The organism is Serratia inhibens (assembly GCF_003591175.1).
In the GTDB taxonomy this organism is placed as follows: Bacteria; Pseudomonadota; Gammaproteobacteria; order Enterobacterales; family Enterobacteriaceae; genus Serratia; species Serratia inhibens.
On the sequence record NZ_QYYG01000008.1, the window covers coordinates 209369 to 227345 of the forward strand.

Annotated in this window: 14 protein-coding genes; 9 read left to right on the forward strand and 5 right to left on the reverse strand. The window is 56.2% G+C overall.

Going from position 1 to position 17977, the window contains the following annotated elements; translation table 11 throughout:
• Positions 1 to 19: 19 nt before the first annotated feature.
• Both D4100_RS21005 and D4100_RS21010 read right to left on the reverse strand, forming a co-directional pair.
• The gene (locus D4100_RS21005; RefSeq protein WP_199685721.1) at positions 20 to 3118 is read right to left on the reverse strand and encodes an autotransporter outer membrane beta-barrel domain-containing protein; all 3099 of its coding nucleotides are present in this window, start codon (positions 3116 to 3118) and stop codon (positions 20 to 22) included.
• Positions 3119 to 3523: 405 nt separating this feature from the next.
• Entirely contained in the window at positions 3524 to 4072 is a 549-nt protein-coding gene (locus D4100_RS21010; protein ID WP_244941690.1) for a TetR/AcrR family transcriptional regulator, read from the reverse strand.
• Positions 4073 to 4430: 358 nt separating this feature from the next.
• Here D4100_RS21010 and D4100_RS21015 point away from each other — a divergent pair, with 358 nt between their 5' ends.
• Positions 4431 to 5699 carry a Tm-1-like ATP-binding domain-containing protein gene (locus tag D4100_RS21015; RefSeq protein WP_119805183.1) on the forward strand — a complete coding sequence of 423 codons (1269 nt, stop codon included), beginning with the start codon at positions 4431 to 4433 and terminating at the stop codon, positions 5697 to 5699.
• A 62-nt stretch (positions 5700 to 5761) separates the two neighbouring features.
• Here D4100_RS21015 and spy read toward each other — a convergent pair whose 3' ends face one another.
• On the reverse strand, positions 5762 to 6256 hold the full coding sequence (spy, locus tag D4100_RS21020; RefSeq protein WP_065506767.1) for an ATP-independent periplasmic protein-refolding chaperone Spy: 495 nt from the start codon (positions 6254 to 6256) through the stop codon (positions 5762 to 5764).
• A gap of 556 nt (positions 6257 to 6812) precedes the next feature.
• Between spy and pdeR the strand changes: the two genes are divergently transcribed.
• Positions 6813 to 8807: a cyclic di-GMP phosphodiesterase gene (gene pdeR / locus D4100_RS21025; protein ID WP_119805184.1), complete on the forward strand. Its 1995-nt coding sequence runs from the start codon at positions 6813 to 6815 to the stop codon at positions 8805 to 8807.
• Positions 8808 to 8822: 15 nt separating this feature from the next.
• On the opposite strand, the gene D4100_RS21030 is transcribed toward pdeR, so the two are convergent.
• Complete coding sequence (locus D4100_RS21030; protein WP_006328758.1) at positions 8823 to 9689, reverse strand: crotonase/enoyl-CoA hydratase family protein; 867 nt, start codon at positions 9687 to 9689, stop codon at positions 8823 to 8825.
• A 289-nt stretch (positions 9690 to 9978) separates the two neighbouring features.
• Between D4100_RS21030 and D4100_RS21035 the strand changes: the two genes are divergently transcribed.
• The 5 genes from D4100_RS21035 to D4100_RS21055 all read left to right on the forward strand — a co-directional run bounded on the left by D4100_RS21035 (position 9979) and on the right by D4100_RS21055 (position 14346).
• Entirely contained in the window at positions 9979 to 10413 is a 435-nt protein-coding gene (locus tag D4100_RS21035; protein WP_065506769.1) for an antitoxin PaaA2 family protein, read from the forward strand.
• A 9-nt stretch (positions 10414 to 10422) separates the two neighbouring features.
• On the forward strand, positions 10423 to 10710 hold the full coding sequence (locus tag D4100_RS21040) for a type II toxin-antitoxin system RelE/ParE family toxin (protein ID WP_119805185.1): 288 nt from the start codon (positions 10423 to 10425) through the stop codon (positions 10708 to 10710).
• Between the two features lie 104 nt (positions 10711 to 10814).
• On the forward strand, positions 10815 to 11834 hold the full coding sequence (gene yhjD / locus D4100_RS21045) for an inner membrane protein YhjD (protein ID WP_065506771.1): 1020 nt from the start codon (positions 10815 to 10817) through the stop codon (positions 11832 to 11834).
• Positions 11835 to 12162: 328 nt separating this feature from the next.
• Positions 12163 to 13485, forward strand: a complete 1323-nt coding sequence (locus tag D4100_RS21050) for an MFS transporter (RefSeq protein WP_065506772.1) — start codon at positions 12163 to 12165, stop codon at positions 13483 to 13485.
• A 99-nt stretch (positions 13486 to 13584) separates the two neighbouring features.
• Positions 13585 to 14346, forward strand: a complete 762-nt coding sequence (locus D4100_RS21055; protein WP_081304056.1) for a CDP-diacylglycerol diphosphatase — start codon at positions 13585 to 13587, stop codon at positions 14344 to 14346.
• A 27-nt stretch (positions 14347 to 14373) separates the two neighbouring features.
• On the opposite strand, the gene D4100_RS21060 is transcribed toward D4100_RS21055, so the two are convergent.
• The gene (locus D4100_RS21060) at positions 14374 to 16407 is read right to left on the reverse strand and encodes an AsmA family protein (protein WP_119805186.1); all 2034 of its coding nucleotides are present in this window, start codon (positions 16405 to 16407) and stop codon (positions 14374 to 14376) included.
• Positions 16408 to 16567: 160 nt separating this feature from the next.
• Between D4100_RS21060 and D4100_RS21065 the strand changes: the two genes are divergently transcribed.
• Together D4100_RS21065 and kdgK are read left to right on the forward strand one after the other, a co-directional pair.
• Positions 16568 to 16804 carry a 4-oxalocrotonate tautomerase family protein gene (locus D4100_RS21065; protein WP_257784496.1) on the forward strand — a complete coding sequence of 79 codons (237 nt, stop codon included), beginning with the start codon at positions 16568 to 16570 and terminating at the stop codon, positions 16802 to 16804.
• 168 nt (positions 16805 to 16972) lie between these two features.
• Positions 16973 to 17905: a 2-dehydro-3-deoxygluconokinase gene (kdgK, locus tag D4100_RS21070; RefSeq protein ID WP_065506775.1), complete on the forward strand. Its 933-nt coding sequence runs from the start codon at positions 16973 to 16975 to the stop codon at positions 17903 to 17905.
• Positions 17906 to 17977 lie beyond the last annotated feature (72 nt).

The window sequence follows — 17977 nt, forward strand, 5'->3', positions numbered from 1 at the left end:
TCCGTTTGTTTTTTTAAGATCAGAAATGCCAGGTAAAACCGGCGTTGACGCTGTTGTCCTGATGGTTTTGCGACAGCAGGCCGCCGTAACCCAGCGACAGCGTGGCGTTTTTGTTCACCGCCACTTCCGCGCTGGCCTTCAGCACCGCGCCGTCACGCGATGCCGATACGCTGTTCACCACGAACGGCGAACTGCCGCCGTTGAAGCGCAGCCCGGTACCGCGATCCAGATCGCCATACTGATGCTGCCAGCCCAGTTCGCTGCGCAGCGCTACCGACGTCGTTTTGCTCGCCTGCCACTCGGTATCGGCACGCAGCCCCAGCGTCGAAACGGTGGCGTCGGTGTGCTGTTTGTCGCCATGCAGCGCCGCCGCCCCGCCGTCTTCAGCGATGCCGTTGTTCTGGAAGTTGATGTACGCCAGGTTGGCGAACGGCTCCAGGTTCACCCAGCCGGCCTTCACGCTGTAACCCGCTTCGGCGAATACCTGCTCGGTGCGCGCACTGTACTTCGCGGTTTCGCGATCCGACTGCATGCCATAGTTGACCGAGCGCGAGGTATCGATGCGGTGCCAGGTATAGGCGCCGCCGGCGCGCAGCGCCAGCTCACCGAACTGTTTGCCGCCGTACACCGCCAGGTGGTAGTTGTCGCTGTCGGCATTCGAGCCATAACCGCCGTCGAGTGAGGTGCGGGTGTAACCGGTCGCGACCCCTAACCGCCAGTCTTCAGCCAGCGCCGAGTCCAGCCCCAGCAGCACGCCGTAGGTCGAGGCCTGATAGCCGGTGGCGTTGGTATCCCCCGACGCATGGTCCCAGGCGCCCAGCAGCTGCGCCCAGGCACCGCCGTCGTCGGACTTGATGTCCGGTGAGGTCGCCAGCCCTTCCGCCTGCCGCAGGCGGCCGTTGAGCGCCTCACGCAGGTAGCGGCTGTCGTTGACCTGCGCCGACGCGATGTCCGCGTGGATCTGCCCGGACAGCTGACGGAACGCCTGCCGCGCTTCCCCCGCCGAACCGGCGTTGAGGATGCTCTCGTACACCGGGTTGCCCGCCGCCAGCGCATCCGCCGCCACCGCCACCGCACGCTCGTTCTGCGTTTTCGCCACGCTGGCGAAGCGGGTGTCGTTGCGGCCGACGTTCAGCGTCACCTGATTAGGCTGATAGCTCAGCCCGGTGCCCAGGAACAGATAATTCGGTGCCACAGAATCAAACTGCCCGCTGATGCCCTGATCCGCCGTCAGAATGCTGTACTGTTGGCCGAGCAGGCTGCGCACTTCGCTTTGCGATAACAGGTTAGGGCTGTTCTCCAGCGAAACCGCCACCTCGCCGCCAGCGATCGTCGCCGATCCGCCGCTGTGGATCCGATCGCTCTGGCCGTTCGGCGCCACTTCCACCGCATAGCGCGAACCCGGTTCGAAACTGACGTTGTTGGCCACGTTGAGCGTGCCGATCGAGTTGCCCGGCGCCACGGTGCCGCCACGGCGGGCGGTCAGCGAACCGACGCTGCCGGCGCCACCCAGAATACCGGCGTTCTGCACCGTCACCGCCGAGGTGACCGAACCCTTGATTGCCAGCAGACCCTCGTTAACCAGCGTCGGGCCGGCATAGGTGTTGGCGCCGGTCAGCACCAAGGAGCCAATACCCTCTTTGGTCAGGCCGCCGTGGCCGGAGATAGCATTGCTCCAGACGTCCAACCCGCAGTGAATATCGTCACACACCCGTTCGGTCGGTTTGCCCTTGTCCAGTACCGCGCCGATACCCGGCAAATTCACCACAAACTGCTCGGGGCCATAGGCGCCACTGACGCGAAACTCCTCCGGAATGTCCTGTTCAGTGACGAACATGCCCGGACCGCGAATCGCTTTGCCCAGATCGATCATCCCCCAGCCGTACAGCGCATCGATACCCGGCGCGCCCATATCGACGGTGGTGGTCTTCAGTACCGAAGCGACCTGCGCGCCGGTCATGTACGGGAAGCGCTCCATCAGCACCGCAATGCTGCCGGCCACGTGCGGCGCCGCCATCGAGGTGCCGCTGTATTTGGCGTAACCCGTGGTCAGATTCTCCAGACTGTTGCCTTCGATGATCGAGCTGTAGACTTTGCTGCCCGGCGCGGCGACACAGAAGCTGGCGGTGTAACCGCAGCGTGAAGAGAAGGTGCTGATGCTGTAATCGCCGCTATTGTTCGGATCTTGCAGGCTGGCGACGGAAAGCCAGTTGGGGGCAATCTCCGGCACGAAATAGGCCAGGCCGGCCATCGCATCCGGGTTATTCAGGTTGTAGTCATTACCGGCGGCAAAAATGGTGACGATGCCGCTGCGCGCCGCATCGATAGCGCCCTGATAGGCACCGCCGGCTTTGGTGCCCAGTATCTGTTTGATTTGATCGAACTGTTTCTGCGCGTCGGCGAGAGTGAAGTGGGGGTAAGCCGGATCCTTGCCGCCCTTATCGAACTTCTCGGTGATGCCGATACCCCAGCTGTTATTGATGATGCGTGCACCGCTGGCGATCAGCGCATCCCAACCTGCCTGATACACCGCGCCGTCGTTGCCGAGAATGATGCCGTCTTCCGGCCCCGGATCACCGTTTTCCGCGCTGATGATTTGCGCATTGAACGCCACGCCGTGCATCTCGCCGCCATCGCGGTTGCCGGCTGCGATACCGCCCACATGGGTGCCATGTGAGCCGAGCGTACCGTCGGAATCCACGCTCGGCGTGCCGTCATAACGGAATGCGTCGCCTTTCTTCACCGGGATATAAGGATCGGTGTACTCACGGATGCCGGTCGTGACCAGGTTGATCACCTTGTCCTGGCTGGCAAACTCCGGATGTTGGGCATACACCGGCTGATCGAAAATACCGAGCTTAATGCCTTTTCCGGTATAACCGGCGGCGTAGGCCTGCTCGGCATGGATCGCCCCCAGGCCCCATTCAGCGTTGAATTCATTGCTGCGCCAACTGGCCGGATCGCCCTGCCTGCCGCTCTCGACATAGGGTGCGGCCTGCGCTCCGCCGATCGCCGCCAGACATAAAAGCACTGCGCTCCATTGCGCACGATTCACACCAATTTCAGGCCAGCCAAAGGCCGCCTGAACAGGCTTGACTCCTCTACGTTTACTTTCCATCCCAGATACCATCCATTGTTGTTTGCAAATGTTTTATTGGTTTTTTTGTGTAACAGTTTCGTAACACCAAATAAATAAAGCACAACAATCTCAAGCACGCCTAATGGGTCAATAGCGAGAGCGCCTGATTGGGACCGATAACCGTTCGGTAAAGGAGAGGGGATGCATAAGGATTTCAAATGACCCAGAATGGCCGTAGAGAGCGTTTTAATTGCAGCGAATGAAAATATAATTAAATGATAAATATGAATAATATAAAAACAAAAAGGCCAAAGGCTATTTTCCCTCAGGCCAATTGAAAAAGCTTACCTGCCTCTTCTTATCACTTTAAATTATAAGAATTGCCAATATTTACTCAGTGAAATGTGCTGGTTTTGACAGAAGAGAACGTTGAAAATTGGATTATCATGCTAACGGTTTTCTGCTGTGCATCGCATCTTCTTCGGCCTGCCGAATAATGGCCTTCGCCATCCACTGAGTCACATCCTGGATGCCGCCGAGATCCAACCCCCAAATATCTTTCAGTACCAGAAAAACTTCCGAACCATAAATCAGCGAAAAAGAATGAATCACCCTCTGAAGCGCCTCTGACGGCAGTTTATCCTGTAGCGGTTCTACCGCCAGCTTCAGCAGGCGTTTGCGGTTGCCGCGAACGAATTTTTCACCCGGCGTCGCGTTCGCCCACTGCTGCAACGACAGTTGCAGGGCAGCTCGCAGAGCGCCTTCATGCTGTTCCATCTGGGGATAAGCGAAGGCCAACAGTTGCTGAATACGTTTCAACGCATCATTATCCTGCGGCCGCCATTCCAGGATTGGCCCCAGACTTTCAGCCACTACCGCAGCGATCAATGCGCTTTGGGTAGGAAAATAACGATAGGCGGTAGCGCGTGATACCTGAGCATGCGCCGCAAGCTCAGTGATCGAAGGAAATGCGCCTGCGTCATACAGCGCCATGGCGCTGGCCAGCAGTAAGCGGTGGGTTTTGGCCCGAGCAGAAGTCAGGGAACTCTCTTGCTGTACAGGAAAAGCAGTTATCGGCACGTCAACCTCATACTTCTTCGCATTTTCCCAGCCGGGAAATACGCGTTCACCTTCAAACCGACTGCATCCTGCTTTGTCGGCAACATTAAGAAACCCAAAATGAGACTGGAATCTCACTTCAGACTGAAAAATGGTCTTGCAAAAATGATACTGTCGTCTCATTATGTAAATACATTAGTTATTTTAACTTAATCATCCAACGCCAGGGTTCCAAATAATTAGATAACGTTATAATTTTAATTATAAAAATAGAATTATCCAGGAAATTACAATGAGTAATACTTCAAATTCTGTCTACATTGCTACCACAGCAGATACTAAAGGACAAGAGTTGGAGTATGTACGCCAGCTTATCGCCGGGCACGATTTGCCCACTATTACCGTAGATCTCTCCACCCGTAGCGACTCTGAAAGCTCGCTGGCCGATATTTGCGCCGCGGAAGTCGCCAGCCATCACCCCGAAGGAGCCGAAGCGGTATTCTGCTCCTGTCGCGGTCAGGCTATCGACGCCATGGCGGTCGCGTTTAAACATTTTATCCTGACGCGTCATGACATTGCCGCCCTGCTTGGCCTGGGTGGCTCCGGCGGCACCGCCATCATCACTCCGGCGATGCAGCAACTACCTATCGGCCTGCCAAAACTGATGGTGTCGAGCATGGCAGCGGGGGACGTCTCCGCTTATGTCGGTACCAGCGATATTGGTATGTTGTACTCTGTGACCGATATCGCTGGCTTAAATCGCCTGTCACGCCGGGTGTTGAGCAATGCAGCACATCAGATTGTCGGGGCGGTGCGCTTCGCCACCCACGATGACGCCGATGACAAACCCGCGATAGGTCTGACGATGTTTGGCGTCACCACGCCCTGCATACGAGCGGTGGTTGCCGCTCTTGAACCTCACTGGGACTGCCTGGTGTTCCATGCTACCGGTAGCGGCGGCAGGGCGCTGGAAAAACTGATCGACAGCCGTTTACTGAACGCCGCGCTGGATCTGACAACCACCGAGGTGGCAGATTATCTGTTCGGCGGCGTTTTGCCCTGCGATAAGGATCGCTTCAGCGCCATCGCGCGCACCGGTATCCCTTGCGTACTCTCCTGTGGCGCATTGGATATGATCAACTTCGGCTCGCCAAAAACCGTGCCGGATCGCTATGCCGGGCGTCAGCTGCATCACCACAACCCACAGGTCACTCTGGTGCGCACCACCGCACAGGAGAATTCCCTTATCGGACGCTGGATCGGGGAAAAAATGAATGCCTGCGCAGGTGAAGTGAGATTCGTCATTCCGGAAGGAGGCGTGTCAGCCCTGGATGCACCGGGCCAGCCGTTTTGGGATCCGCTCGCACTGGCTGCTTTTGTGCAAGCGCTGGAAGACACGCTGCAGCAAACAAACAGACGTCGGCTGATAAAAACGCCTTATCATATTAACGATCCGCGTTTTGCGCAGGTCATTGCCGAACAATTTCAGCAGATTACTTATGCGCCGGATGATTTTTATTCTCATTGCCCGATTGGAGAACGACTTTTTGGCCAGCAATAGCTGAGCATAAGCAAAAGGGCCAGATGAATAATCTGGCCCTTTTTATTTACCCCATGATGTTATTACTGTTCGGTCGCCATTTTCGATTTCATTTTATTCATGTGGTCCATCATTTTCTGTTCGCGTTTCTGATAATTCTCATTGTATTGTTTTTTCTGCTCAGGGGTCAGCAGGTTATACATTTTATTTTCCGCTTTGGCGCGTTCCAGCATATGTTCGGACTGCGCTTTGCTGATGGTATCAATTTGGGATTTCACTTTTGCTTCATCGAAGCTGTCGCTGGCCACCAGGTTATGCAACGCCTGACGTTCCTCTTTTACGCCCGCACCGCGATTCTGATGCGATTCTTTCATGATGTCGCGCATTTGCTGGCGTTGTTGTTCGGTCAGGTTCAGGCCGGCAAATGGCCCACCTTTGCCTTCACCTTTATGGTGCATCATTTTCATCGGTGCGGCGTCAGCCGTAGCCGGTGCCGCAGTGGTGTCGGCGGCGAAGGCCATGGAAGCAGAGCCCAGAGCCAGAGTAGAAGCTACAAATAAAGCGGTCAGTTTACGCATAATCATTTCCTTAAAATTATTCTTCATCAGGAGCGCTGTACGTGAACAGGCTCTTCTTTCGTTCGTCGGGGATAATAGTAGGCCGTTAAACATAGAGTAATGCGATTCTGTGTAAATTTTTTAAAACCCAAAACAGATTTATTCGACAACTTTGAGTAAATTATGAAGAAAGTGCCTATTGTCCGGAAATTTTGATTGCCTGAGGAAATTAAAATTCCCCCCAATGGAGTTATTCCTGCCGTACCTCCCCTTTATTATAATTTACCCTCATCCGCTGCAACCGCCCTTCAACAATATGGCGGCCCCTATGGGCAGAAACCGTACGCGTTTCCCGTGACTGAGGGTTTTTCTCTTACACTCAAAGCAACCGGCGGCAAATGGGACATTTACACAGCAAAACTAATTATTGCTTATATAATAGTTTCATCACCCATGCCCGCCCGTGAAAAACGTGTTATATGATGGAGATACGTGCACTGCGGCCGCTACCGAGCCTGAAAACTGCTGCTACGCTCATTGCGGAGACCTGGCTGTCGTGCCCTTTTGAGGAATCATCATGTTCGCAGACCAAGGTCCTATGCTTCTTAACGCCCACTTTGGCACCAACAGCCCCTACTGGCGGCTGGCGTTCGACAGCAATGCCCTGGAGCTGTCCGCGGTCAAAGGCAAAGCTCATATGGCCGTAGCGCTCAGCGCCATGCAGGCGGCAAAAATCCGGCGCCTGAGCGGCATTACCGCCAGCCTGGATATCTCAATTACGCTGGTCGGCGAACCGATCCATTTGCACCTGGTAGGCCGCCGGATCAACAAGCTGGAATGGGCCGGCACCGCTTCCGCTTTCAGCGACACCAAGTCGGTTGCCCGCGATCTGGTGCATGGGCTTTCCTTTGCCGAACAGGTGGTATCAGAAGCCAATTCGGTGATTGTGATTGTCGATCAGCATGGCCGCATCCAACGTTTCAACCGCCTGAGCGAAGAATATACCGGCCTGCATGAACATGATGTCATAGGCAAAAACGTCTTTCAGCTGTTTATGAGCCCGGAAGAAGCGGCGGCATCGCGGCGAAATATCGCCGGTTTTTTCCGCAATGGTTCATCCTACGAGGTTGAACGCTGGGTCAAAACGGTAAAAGGCGAGCGGCTGTTTTTGTTCCGCAACAAATTCGTCCATAGCGGTAGCGGAAAAAACGAGGTCTTCCTGATTTGCTCAGGCACCGACATCACTGAAGAACGCCGGGCCCAAGAGCGCCTGCGGGTGCTGGCCAATACCGACATCATCACCGGCTTGCCCAATCGCAACGCCATTCAGGACAAAATTATCCAGGCCATTGCGGCACGTGGTGACAACAACGTTGGGTTGGTGTACCTCGATCTCGATAATTTCAAAAAAGTGAACGACGCCTACGGGCATATGTTCGGCGATCGCTTGTTGATGGAGGTGTCGCTGGCGGTGCTCGGCTGTCTTGAACCCGATCAGGTTCTGGCGCGCCTTGGGGGCGACGAATTTCTGGTGCTGGCCCAACAGGCCAATCGCGAGCAGTTGCAACAGTTGGCCCGGCGTATTATCGACCGGTTGAAAACGCCCTTCCGCATCGGCCTTATCGAAGTCTATACCGGCTGTTCGATTGGTATCGCGCTGTGTCCGGAACACGGTAACGATCTCGACGGCTTGATCCGTAGCGCCGACACCGCCATGTACGTCGCCAAAGAGCACGGCAAACGTACCTTTACCGTGTTCTCACCGGAAATGAACAAGCGAGTCGCGGAATATATGTGGCTGGACACCAACCTGCGCAAAGGTCTGGAGCAGAATCAACTGGTGGTTTATTACCAACCGAAAATCGATGCGCTCAGCGGCACGGTGCGCAGCGTGGAAGCCCTGGTGCGTTGGAACTCGCCCGAACGCGGCCTGATCCCGCCGTTGCAATTCATCTCTTACGCTGAAGAGTCCGGGCTGATTGGCCCGCTCGGCCGGTGGGTGCTGCAAACCGCGGCCAAACAGGCCGCTCAATGGCAACGGCAGGGGCTGGCACTGCGGGTCGCCGTAAATCTTTCCGCACGTCAGTTGGTTGATGACTCCATCGTGGAGGATCTGATCAACGTGCTGCAGCACAACCAGTTAACGCCATGCCTGCTGGACTTCGAACTGACGGAAAGCAGCCTGATTGAGGATGAGAAACGTGCGCGCGCGGTCATCACCCGGCTACGCGAATTGGGTGCACAGGTTCATCTTGACGACTTCGGCACCGGTTATTCCTCGCTGGCGCAGCTGGCGCGTATCCCGCTGGATGCCATTAAGCTGGATAAGAGCTTTGTGCGCGGCGTGAATTTCAATCCGGTTTCACAGTCGCTGGTGCGCGCTATCGTTGCGGCGGCCGAGGCGCTGAAATTCCGGGTGATCGCCGAAGGCGTTGAGACTGAAAGCGAGAACAGGTTCCTGGATGAGGTGGGCGTGGACGAAAAACAGGGATTCCTGTTTGCGCGGCCAATGCTCCCGGAACAGCTGGAACATTGGCTGCAGTCTTATTGCCCGTCACCCCCCTCAGCGTAATGCGGGCAGGTTACATCAGCCGGCACGACGCAGGTTCAGCGTATGACGATCCTGCAGCATAACCAGACGTTCGATATAGGCGCGGTCCTTCTCCTCGATAGTGAAAGCCGAATGCACCCAATCTTCGGTGATATCCATCAACTCGGAACGCGTAAGCTGCAATACCCGCTGGCGAGCGCGCAACATGGCGCGCATGCCGTTCAACTTGGGCCGGATGGTATCGATAAAGGTGCGGGTGGCTATATAGGCATCACCGGGCTGGAAAAGTTGATCGACCAGACCACGGCTTTCAAACCATTCGGCAGTGTGCGACTCGCCGCTCCAGATAAGCTCCTCCGCCAAACGCATGCCCGCCTTGCGCGCCACCAGCGAATAGCCGCCCATACCGGGGAACAGATTGAAGGCAATTTCCGGGAAACCCATGCGTGCATTGTTCTGCGCCAGAACAAAATGATGCGCCAGCGCCGCCTCAAACCCCCCGCCCAGCGCACTGCCCTCCACCATCGCTATGCTGACCGCTCCGGTATCGAACCCGCGCGCCGCCGCGTGCACACAATCAATGCAGGCGCGCGCGTAAGCCATCATCGCCTCACGTTTGCGGTTTTTAATCGCTTCGGCGAAGAACTGCAGATCGCCGCCGACGTTGAACATGTTCGGCACCAGCGAACCGGTCACCCAAAAATCAAACTGCAGCGACGACTCTTTTGCCGCCTGCGCCAGCGTCATGATGTCTTCGATCAGCGCCTGATTGAAGCAAGGACGCGGCTCGGCGCGCAGCAGCATCCACATGATGTGCCGCTCTTCCTCATAATAGGCGGAAATCTGTGTCAAAGTGCCCGCTTCGGTAAACGGACGACAGGTGGGATGATTAAGTAATTTCATATGACCTTCCATTTTCTCTATTGATAACAATTGAAACCGTTCCAGCCCCTACGGCTGCAGCAACGCCGCGATAGGTAAACCGCAGCGCCACCCCATGAGTAAACGCTTTCTTGGTGATGAAATAGATAAAAATTGGCGGGCGGCGAATGAAAAAAACCGCGCAGTCAGGCGGCTGATATAAGAATTTTACCTATCGGGTTAGCGATAACAGAGCCGCATCCAGAGAGAACCGGTTGTGCAATTAATAGTTAATTGCAATACTCAAGAGTCGATGAAAAAAGGAAACGGAATGATGGCTGATACTATTGAACATGCCACGCTGTGTCGGTTGGCAGCGGCAGGCGAAATCAACGGTGCTCAGGTTATCGGGCAACCGGGTGGGTGGGCGTTAAAAGTGTCCTTTGGTCATGCAGAGTACCCACTGGCAGCACAACGCAGCAAGCAAATAAGGGTATTCAAACGGTTGGAAACATTGGTCACTTATCTGCAGGATATCGGGATTGTCCGCTTCGAGGTCAATGCCAAAAATTACGATCCCCATAGTACAGATGCAACCCTGCGCCCGGACCGCTCTCTGGCTTTGAAGCGCGCGCATCAGGCTGCAGCTTATGAAGAGTGGCTGCGCGAACAGGTTCAAGCTTCGATGGACGACTCACGGCCGGCCCTCTCTCACAACGATGCTCAGGCGTTATTCGCCCAAAAGAAGGCTGCATTACGCAAATAAGGATATGTCATGCAATTGGAATGGAAACCAATGGCGCTGGAGGATCGTGAGGCAATTATGGAATACATTGCAAAGGATAATCCGACCGCCGCAATAGCGCTGGATGATGAGTTCGAGGCTGCGGTGGAGCGTGCCTGCCAACATCCGAAGCTATACAAAAGGGGCCGAATTGCGTCAACGCATGAAATCGTTATCAGACACCGCTACCTGCTGATTTACCGTCTTACCTACAGCCATCTGCAGGTTCTCCGGGTTCTCCATACCGCACGCCGTTGGCCACCGGTCCAGCACCGATAAGCTCATAAATTGCCCGGTTGCCGCTCCCGGCGGCCAATCGGCGGGCATTTTGGCTATAATCAAGGCTGAGACAGCCTATTTATCGTTAAGGACATCGTGACGTAATGCCTACAGGATCAGATAAAGAACCCCGTCAGCCCCGCAGTGAAACGCCGCAAAAGCCGCTGATCGCCATCAAAACCGGCAACGGGAAAATTGACCGGCGCATTTCCGGTTTTTCACGTCTGGTTGAGCGCATCAAAGCCTGGCCAAGCATCGCTCATCTGCTGCGCGCCACCGAACGCTTTAACGATCGTCTGGGCAGCCAGTTTGGCGCCGCCATCACCTACTTTTCGTTTCTCTCGCTGATCCCGATTCTGATGGTATCGTTCGCCGCCGTCGGCTTTGTGCTGGCGTCCAATCCTGACCTGCTGGCCGGGTTGATCAATAAAATTGTCGGCAGCATCAGCGATCCTACGCTGGCCAGCACGCTGAAAAATACCGTTAATACCGCCATTCAGCAGCGCACCACCGTGGGGTTGACCGGCCTGGTGCTGGCGCTGTATTCGGGCATTAGTTGGATGGGCAACCTGCGTGAGGCGATCCGGGCGCAGTCGCGTGACGTGTGGGAACGTAATCCGCAGGACCAGGAAAAACTCTATTTCAAATATACCCGCGACTTTATCTCGCTAACCGGCCTGGTAGTGGCGCTGATTATTACCCTGACGCTGACCTCCATCGCCGGTTCGGCGCAGGCGGCAATCGTCAGCGCGTTGGGCCTGGAAGGAATAGAATGGCTGCGGCCGGCGATGACGCTGATTGCACTGTCGATATCCATTTTCGCCAACTACCTGCTGTTCTTGTGGATCTTCTGGATGCTGCCTCGCCACAAGCCGAAGAAAAAAGCGCTGCTGCGCGGGACGCTGCTCGCCGCCATCGGTTTCGAGGTGATTAAGTTCGTGATGACCATGACGCTGCCGCAGGTGGCTAAATCCCCTTCCGGCGCCGCCTTTGGCTCAGTGATTGGGCTGATGGCGTTCTTCTATTTCTTCGCCCGCCTGACGCTGTTCTGCGCCGCCTGGATCGCCACCGCGCAGTATAAAGAGGATAAAACCCTGCCGGCATCCGAGCAGCCAGCCCCCTGAAGCAATGCAATCATACCGGCCATCACTCGTTGGCCGGTGTTTTGTTTTGCAATAAAGTCAAAACACCAGCACATACAACCAAAATCAAACCTTTCGCTCTGGCAAAACCAGCATAACAAACTACCGGCTAACTTTTCTTTCCGATTTTTACAGCGATTAAGTCCGTATATTATTCATTTTGCAACGTTAAAACCTGCAGAGAAACGCAGCGTTGAAACATTAAGCTTTTTAACCGGTTAATAGCGGTATTGTACAAAGTTTCATCATTGAAAAGGCATTTTGCTATGACTAAGATGGATTTTTACAAATTCAAAAAATAAGAAACACTATGCAAGCATCCATCGCACCAACTCTGGACGCCGACGAGGCGTCAACACCGGTAAACTCACGCGGAAAAGTGATTGTCGCCTCGCTGGTCGGTACCGCCATCGAGTTTTTCGATTTTTATATTTACGCCACCGCTGCGGTGATCGTATTCCCGCATATCTTCTTCCCACAAGGTGACCCGACCACTGCCACGCTGCAATCTCTGGCCACCTTCGCCGTCGCCTTTATTGCGCGCCCGATTGGCTCGGCGCTGTTTGGCCACTTCGGCGATCGCGTGGGCCGCAAAGTGACGCTGGTCGCCTCGCTGCTCACCATGGGGATTTCTACCGTGCTGATCGGCCTGCTGCCGAGCTACGAAACCATTGGCATCTTTGCACCTATCCTGCTGGCACTGGCACGTTTTGGCCAGGGGCTTGGTCTGGGCGGAGAATGGGGCGGCGCGGCCTTGCTGGCCACCGAGAATGCGCCGGCTAAAAAGCGCGCGCTGTACGGCTCGTTCCCGCAGTTGGGTGCGCCTATCGGCTTCTTCTTCGCCAACGGCACCTTCCTGCTGCTCTCCTGGCTGCTGACCGACCAGCAGTTTATGGAATGGGGCTGGCGCGTGCCCTTTATCCTGTCTGCCGTGCTGGTGCTGATCGGGCTGTATGTCCGCGTATCGCTGCATGAAACCCCGGTGTTCGCCAAGGTGGCGAAAGCCGGCAAGCAGGTAAAAATCCCGCTCGGCACCCTGCTGAGCAAGCATCTGAAGGCGACCATTCTCGGCACCTTCATCATGCTGGCGACCTATACCCTGTTTTACCTGATGACGGTTTACTCGATGACCTACGGCACCACGGCGCAGCCGCTGGGGCTGGGCTACTCACGCAATACTTTCCTGTGGATGCTGATGGTGGCGGTGATCGGTTTCGGCGTGATGGTGCCGATTGCCGGCCTGTTGGCGGATGCCTTTGGCCGCCGCAAGACCATGATCGCCATTACTCTGCTGATGATCGCCTTCGCCTTCCTGTTCCCAAGCCTGTTGGGCTCCGGCAATCAGGCGCTGGTGATGGGCTTCCTGCTGTGCGGTCTGAGCATCATGGGCCTGACCTTCGGCCCGATGGGCGCGCTGCTGCCGGAACTGTTCCCGACTGAAGTGCGCTATACCGGCGCATCGTTCTCCTACAACGTGGCGTCGATCCTCGGGGCTTCGGTCGCACCTTATATTGCGACCTGGCTGGCGACCCACTACGGTCTGTTCTACGTCGGCCTCTATCTGGCAGCGATGGCCAGCCTCACGCTGATCGCCTTGCTGCTGATGAAAGAGACACGGGATCTGTCGCTGTAATCCTTGTTTTGCGGCCCCCCCTCGGGGCCGCACTTCCCGCTTTGTCTCCTGTCATAAAGTCAGACTATGCTGTGCCCTCCTCCCGTTGAACGGAAATCGATGATGTCTCTGCGTCGCAGGCTGTATTGGTACCTTGTTCCCCTGATGATTATCGCCCTGTCGCTGGCTGCCTGGTTCGGGCTGAAACCGTCCCACCCGGACGCGCTTTGGCGCATCGTCAGCCAACAGTGCTTGCCCAACCAGCAGGCGCACAATAACCCGGCGCCCTGCGCACAGGTTGACACGCAGGCCGGCTTTGTCGTGTTTAAGGATCGCAACGGGCCGCTGCAGTATTTACTGATGCCAAGCGCTAAAATTAGCGGTATTGAAAGCCCGACGGTGCTGGAAGCCGCCACCCCAAACTTCTTTGCGCAAGCCTGGGCGGCGCGCCATTTCATGGCGGATAAATATGGCAAAGAGATTGATAACGCAGATATTTCACTGGCGATTAATTCAGAATATGGCCGCAGCCAGAATCAGTTGCACATTCATATTTCCTGCCTGCTGCCGGCGGTAAAAACGCAGCTGGCGCAGTTTGCGGCGGATTATAGCGAACAGTGGCAACCGCTGCCCGGCGGCCTGTTGGGCCATGACTATCTGGTGCGCCGGGTCACTCCCAACGAATTGGCCAGGCAGGGCGCTTTCCGCCTGTTGGCCGAGGGTGTCCCGCGCGCCAAGGGCCGCATGGGCAGCTTTGGCCTGGCGATGACCGCACTCCCGGGCGGCGACTTCCTGCTGCTGGCCACCGAACGCAGCCTGCTGCCCTTTACGCTGGCCTCGTCAGAAGAGATTCAGGATCACGACTGCCGGGTGTTGAAGTAAAATGGCCCACCTGGCGGGCCATTGAGATCATTTCTTTTGCTTCATTTTTTGCAGGATTTGCCCGCATTGGTTTTCATCGCCGCCTTCGCTCGGGGAAACCAACGCCAGCAAGGCAGCTGCCGGTGTCAGCACCACACCCAGCGCCACCGCAGCCGCACCGCGCGCAATCAGCGGGCCGGTTTTAACGCCGGCATCCGGGTGCTTGAAGGTGCCTTTCACATACAAGGGTGAGCGCAGCGTCAGCACGCGCATCCCCTTGCTTTCCGGATCGATGGACAGATCCAGCCGTTCGGTGGCCAAATTGGTATTGCCGCTGATATTGATAATGGCGTTCTCGGTGTCAAAAACGAACAGCCGCGGCGCGGCGACGCCGTTGCGAATACCGACATCCGCCGCCGCACAGTTGATGCCCACGACGTCGTCACCAAACAGCTTCGCCACCAGATAGTTGCCCACATTCAGACCGAGGATTTCCATCAGCCCACGGCTGATCACGCCATTGTTAACCACCATGCGCAGTTCGCCGCTGCTGGTTGCCAACAGATCGGCCACCGAATTACCGCTGCCGGTCAGTTTGGCATCCCCGTTCATCTGCCCCAGGCTGCGCTTCATCGACGCCACGTTCGGCAGCAGTTGCTGAAGCTGGAATTTACGCGCGTGCATATCGACCCGGCCTTGCATCGGGTTTTTACGGCCGTCCAGACGAAGGGTGGCGTTGAGGTTGCCACCGGCCACGCCGAATCGCAACGGGTCCATCAGGATCACGCCGTTATCCAGCTGTAAATGGGTAGAGAGATCGCTCAGCGGCAGCGAACTGCCGCGCTCAATGCGTTGCGCGGTAAATTTAACGTCCGCATCCATCAGGTTCCAGCTTTTGGTGTCAAATTTCTCAATCGGTAACACCTTGTCGGCCGGCTGGCGGCTCTTCTCCCCACGGCCGGCTTTTTCCGTATTGGAATCCGCACCAATCAACGGCGCCAAATCGGCCAGGCGCAGCTGTTTCGACAGCACTTCACCGCTCAGTTTAGGCCGCGGTTCACTGGCCACATACTTCAAATTGCCGCGGATATCGCTGTCGCCGATTTTGCCGTCGAACTTCTGGTACTGGAACACCGCGCCACCCTTCTCGTGCAGCCGGGCGATCAGGTGCCCATCGGTAGAGTACGGCGGGGTATTCGGCAGCAACACGCCGGTCAGGGCGTACAGATTGCCCAGGCTATCGCCGGAGAATTTCACCCGCAGATCCAACCCGCCAAGGTTCATCGGATCGGACAGCGTGCCGGCCACCACCACCCGGGTTGCGCCAGAGCGCACGTCGGCTTGCAGCGGGAAAGGCACCTCCGCGTTCTGCAACGACAGCATGCCGCCCATCTTGCCGCTGCCAGACAGCGGCTCGCCGTTGTATTTGCCCTTCACCTTCCAACCAAAAACATAGTCGGGGGTGACCGCTTTGCCGGCGTCTTTTTTTCCTGTGATCTCGCTGAACGGCAGCGGCTTGCCAAGCGGATCGATCAGCGCACGGAAATCTGCCTTGAGCGTGGCGTCTTTAAAATCAATCTGACCACGATCGAAGACGATGTCATGAATATTCACCGACCAGTCGGACGTCGGTTGTTTGGGGTCACCGGCCAGGTTGAAGGTCCAGTTATTGTCGCCGTTCGCCAGCCGCTGCAAGGTGGCATTCGGCTGTTTCAGCCAAATGCGCGGAATCAATACCTCTTTGCCGAGCAGCGCCAGCGGTGCGATGCTGGCATCGGCGCGCTGCAGCTGGACCATGCTGTCGCCGGGAATATTTTTGGGATTGCCCAGCACGATGTCTTCGGCATGAATATGCGGCCACGGCACCCAGGCGCGCCAGCCGCCCTGATCTTTCTCACGCGCCCAGTCCACACCCAGCTCGCCGCGGATCGCGAACGGCCGCTGCAATTCGGCAGACACCTTGTCATTGATGGTCGGTTTAAGGCGATTCCAGTCGAAGGTCATCACAAAGACCACCAGCACGGCAATCACCAGCAGCACAATGCCGCCAACCCAGCTGAAAACTTTTCCTGTTCTTGTCATAACGCCTCCCTGAACACGCTAATCTGCCAGTAAAATTGATAAGCAGGCTTTACCAAGCCTAGCCGAGGATAGGCAAGAGTTCACGCTTTAGGCGAGCAGAGCCTCAGCTTGCCGGCGCGGCGAGGTGATAAAACTTTAAGCGGCGGCAAAAGCCTTCTACATTGAAAACGGTATCAATAACCAAGGAAAAAATATGCCCTACGTAAATATCAAAATTACTCGCGAAGGCGCGACGCCGGAGCAAAAGAAACAGCTGATCGCCGGCGTGACGCAACTGTTGGTGGATACGCTGGGGAAAAATCCGGCGACCACCGTGGTGGTCATTGATGAAGTAGAAACCGACAATTGGGGTATCGGTGGCCATAGCGTCACCGACCTGCGTGCAGCCGCTAAATAGTGGCAGTCGGCTCGCTTCGCATCGGGAAACTTTTCAGTTTCCCGATCGCGATCATAAATTAATTAAAACGTCGTTTTATTTACATTGACTCCCCCCGCCCTTGCGTTGAGACTGGAGGCATTGCGCATCCCTTTGTTTTCTTCTTCCTTTCAGCCAGGGCCGTTGACTATGACCACCCAGAAACTTGCCGTGATCGGCGAATGCATGATTGAGCTGTCGCAGAAAGGCGCGGATCTCAGCCGCGGCTTTGGCGGCGATACCTTAAATACCGCCGTCTACATTGCCCGACAGGTACCGGAAACCGCGCTGCAGGTGCATTACGTCACTGCCCTCGGCACCGACAGCTTCAGCCAGGAAATGCTGCAGGCCTGGCAACAGGAAAAGGTTAAAACCGATTTGATCCAACGGCTGGAAAACAAGCTGCCGGGGCTGTACGTGATCGAAACCGATGACACGGGTGAACGCACCTTTTATTACTGGCGCAACGACGCCGCCGCACGCTACTGGCTGGAAGGACCGCAGGCGGAGAGCCTGTGCGAGCATCTGGCCCAATTCGATTACCTGTACCTCAGCGGTATCAGCGTGGCCATTCTCAATCCGGCCAGTCGCACCCGATTGCTGGCGTTGCTGCGTCAGTGCCGCGCCAACGGCGGGAAAGTGATTTTCGATAATAACTATCGGCCGCGCCTGTGGCAGAACCGCGAGGAAACTCAACAGGTTTATCGCGATGTGCTGGCCTGTACCGACATCGCTTTCCTGACGCTGGACGATGAAGACTTGCTGTGGGGCAACCAGCCGGTGGAACAGGTAGTCCGTCGCACACAGGCATTGGGTGTGACGGAGATTGTGATCAAACGCGGTGCAGAGGCCTGCCTGGTATTTAGCGCCGAAGGCACCGAGCTTGAGATCCCGGCGCTACGGTTGCCGAAAGAGAAGGTGGTAGATACCACCGCCGCAGGGGATTCCTTCAGTGCCGGTTACCTGGCGGTACGTTTAACCGGCGGCGATGCGGCACAGGCGGCACAGCGCGGCCATCTGACTGCCGGCACGGTGATTCAGTATCGCGGGGCGATTATTCCACTCGCCGCCATGCCGCAATAATCCCGGCTCCGTAGAAATGCGAAAGGCCAGCAACAATGCTGGCCTTTTTATTGGGCTCAATATGCTAAGCCC

What these genes read in the sequence shown, in the direction of transcription:
- yhjD (WP_065506771.1), top strand. Translation starts at nt 10,815, where the DNA reads ATGCCTACAGGATCAGATAAAGAACCCCGTCAGCCCCGCAGTGAAACG.
- pdeR (WP_119805184.1), top strand. Translation starts at nt 6,813, where the DNA reads ATGTTCGCAGACCAAGGTCCTATGCTTCTTAACGCCCACTTTGGCACC.
- D4100_RS21035 (WP_065506769.1), top strand. Translation starts at nt 9,979, where the DNA reads ATGATGGCTGATACTATTGAACATGCCACGCTGTGTCGGTTGGCAGCG.
- D4100_RS21050 (WP_065506772.1), top strand. Translation starts at nt 12,163, where the DNA reads ATGCAAGCATCCATCGCACCAACTCTGGACGCCGACGAGGCGTCAACA.
- spy (WP_065506767.1), bottom strand. Translation starts at nt 6,256, where the DNA reads ATGCGTAAACTGACCGCTTTATTTGTAGCTTCTACTCTGGCTCTGGGC.
- D4100_RS21005 (WP_199685721.1), bottom strand. Translation starts at nt 3,118, where the DNA reads ATGGAAAGTAAACGTAGAGGAGTCAAGCCTGTTCAGGCGGCCTTTGGC.
- D4100_RS21060 (WP_119805186.1), bottom strand. Translation starts at nt 16,407, where the DNA reads ATGACAAGAACAGGAAAAGTTTTCAGCTGGGTTGGCGGCATTGTGCTG.
- D4100_RS21010 (WP_244941690.1), bottom strand. Translation starts at nt 4,072, where the DNA reads ATGGCGCTGTATGACGCAGGCGCATTTCCTTCGATCACTGAGCTTGCG.
- D4100_RS21040 (WP_119805185.1), top strand. Translation starts at nt 10,423, where the DNA reads ATGCAATTGGAATGGAAACCAATGGCGCTGGAGGATCGTGAGGCAATT.
- D4100_RS21055 (WP_081304056.1), top strand. Translation starts at nt 13,585, where the DNA reads ATGATGTCTCTGCGTCGCAGGCTGTATTGGTACCTTGTTCCCCTGATG.
- D4100_RS21030 (WP_006328758.1), bottom strand. Translation starts at nt 9,689, where the DNA reads ATGAAATTACTTAATCATCCCACCTGTCGTCCGTTTACCGAAGCGGGC.
- D4100_RS21015 (WP_119805183.1), top strand. Translation starts at nt 4,431, where the DNA reads ATGAGTAATACTTCAAATTCTGTCTACATTGCTACCACAGCAGATACT.
- kdgK (WP_065506775.1), top strand. Translation starts at nt 16,973, where the DNA reads ATGACCACCCAGAAACTTGCCGTGATCGGCGAATGCATGATTGAGCTG.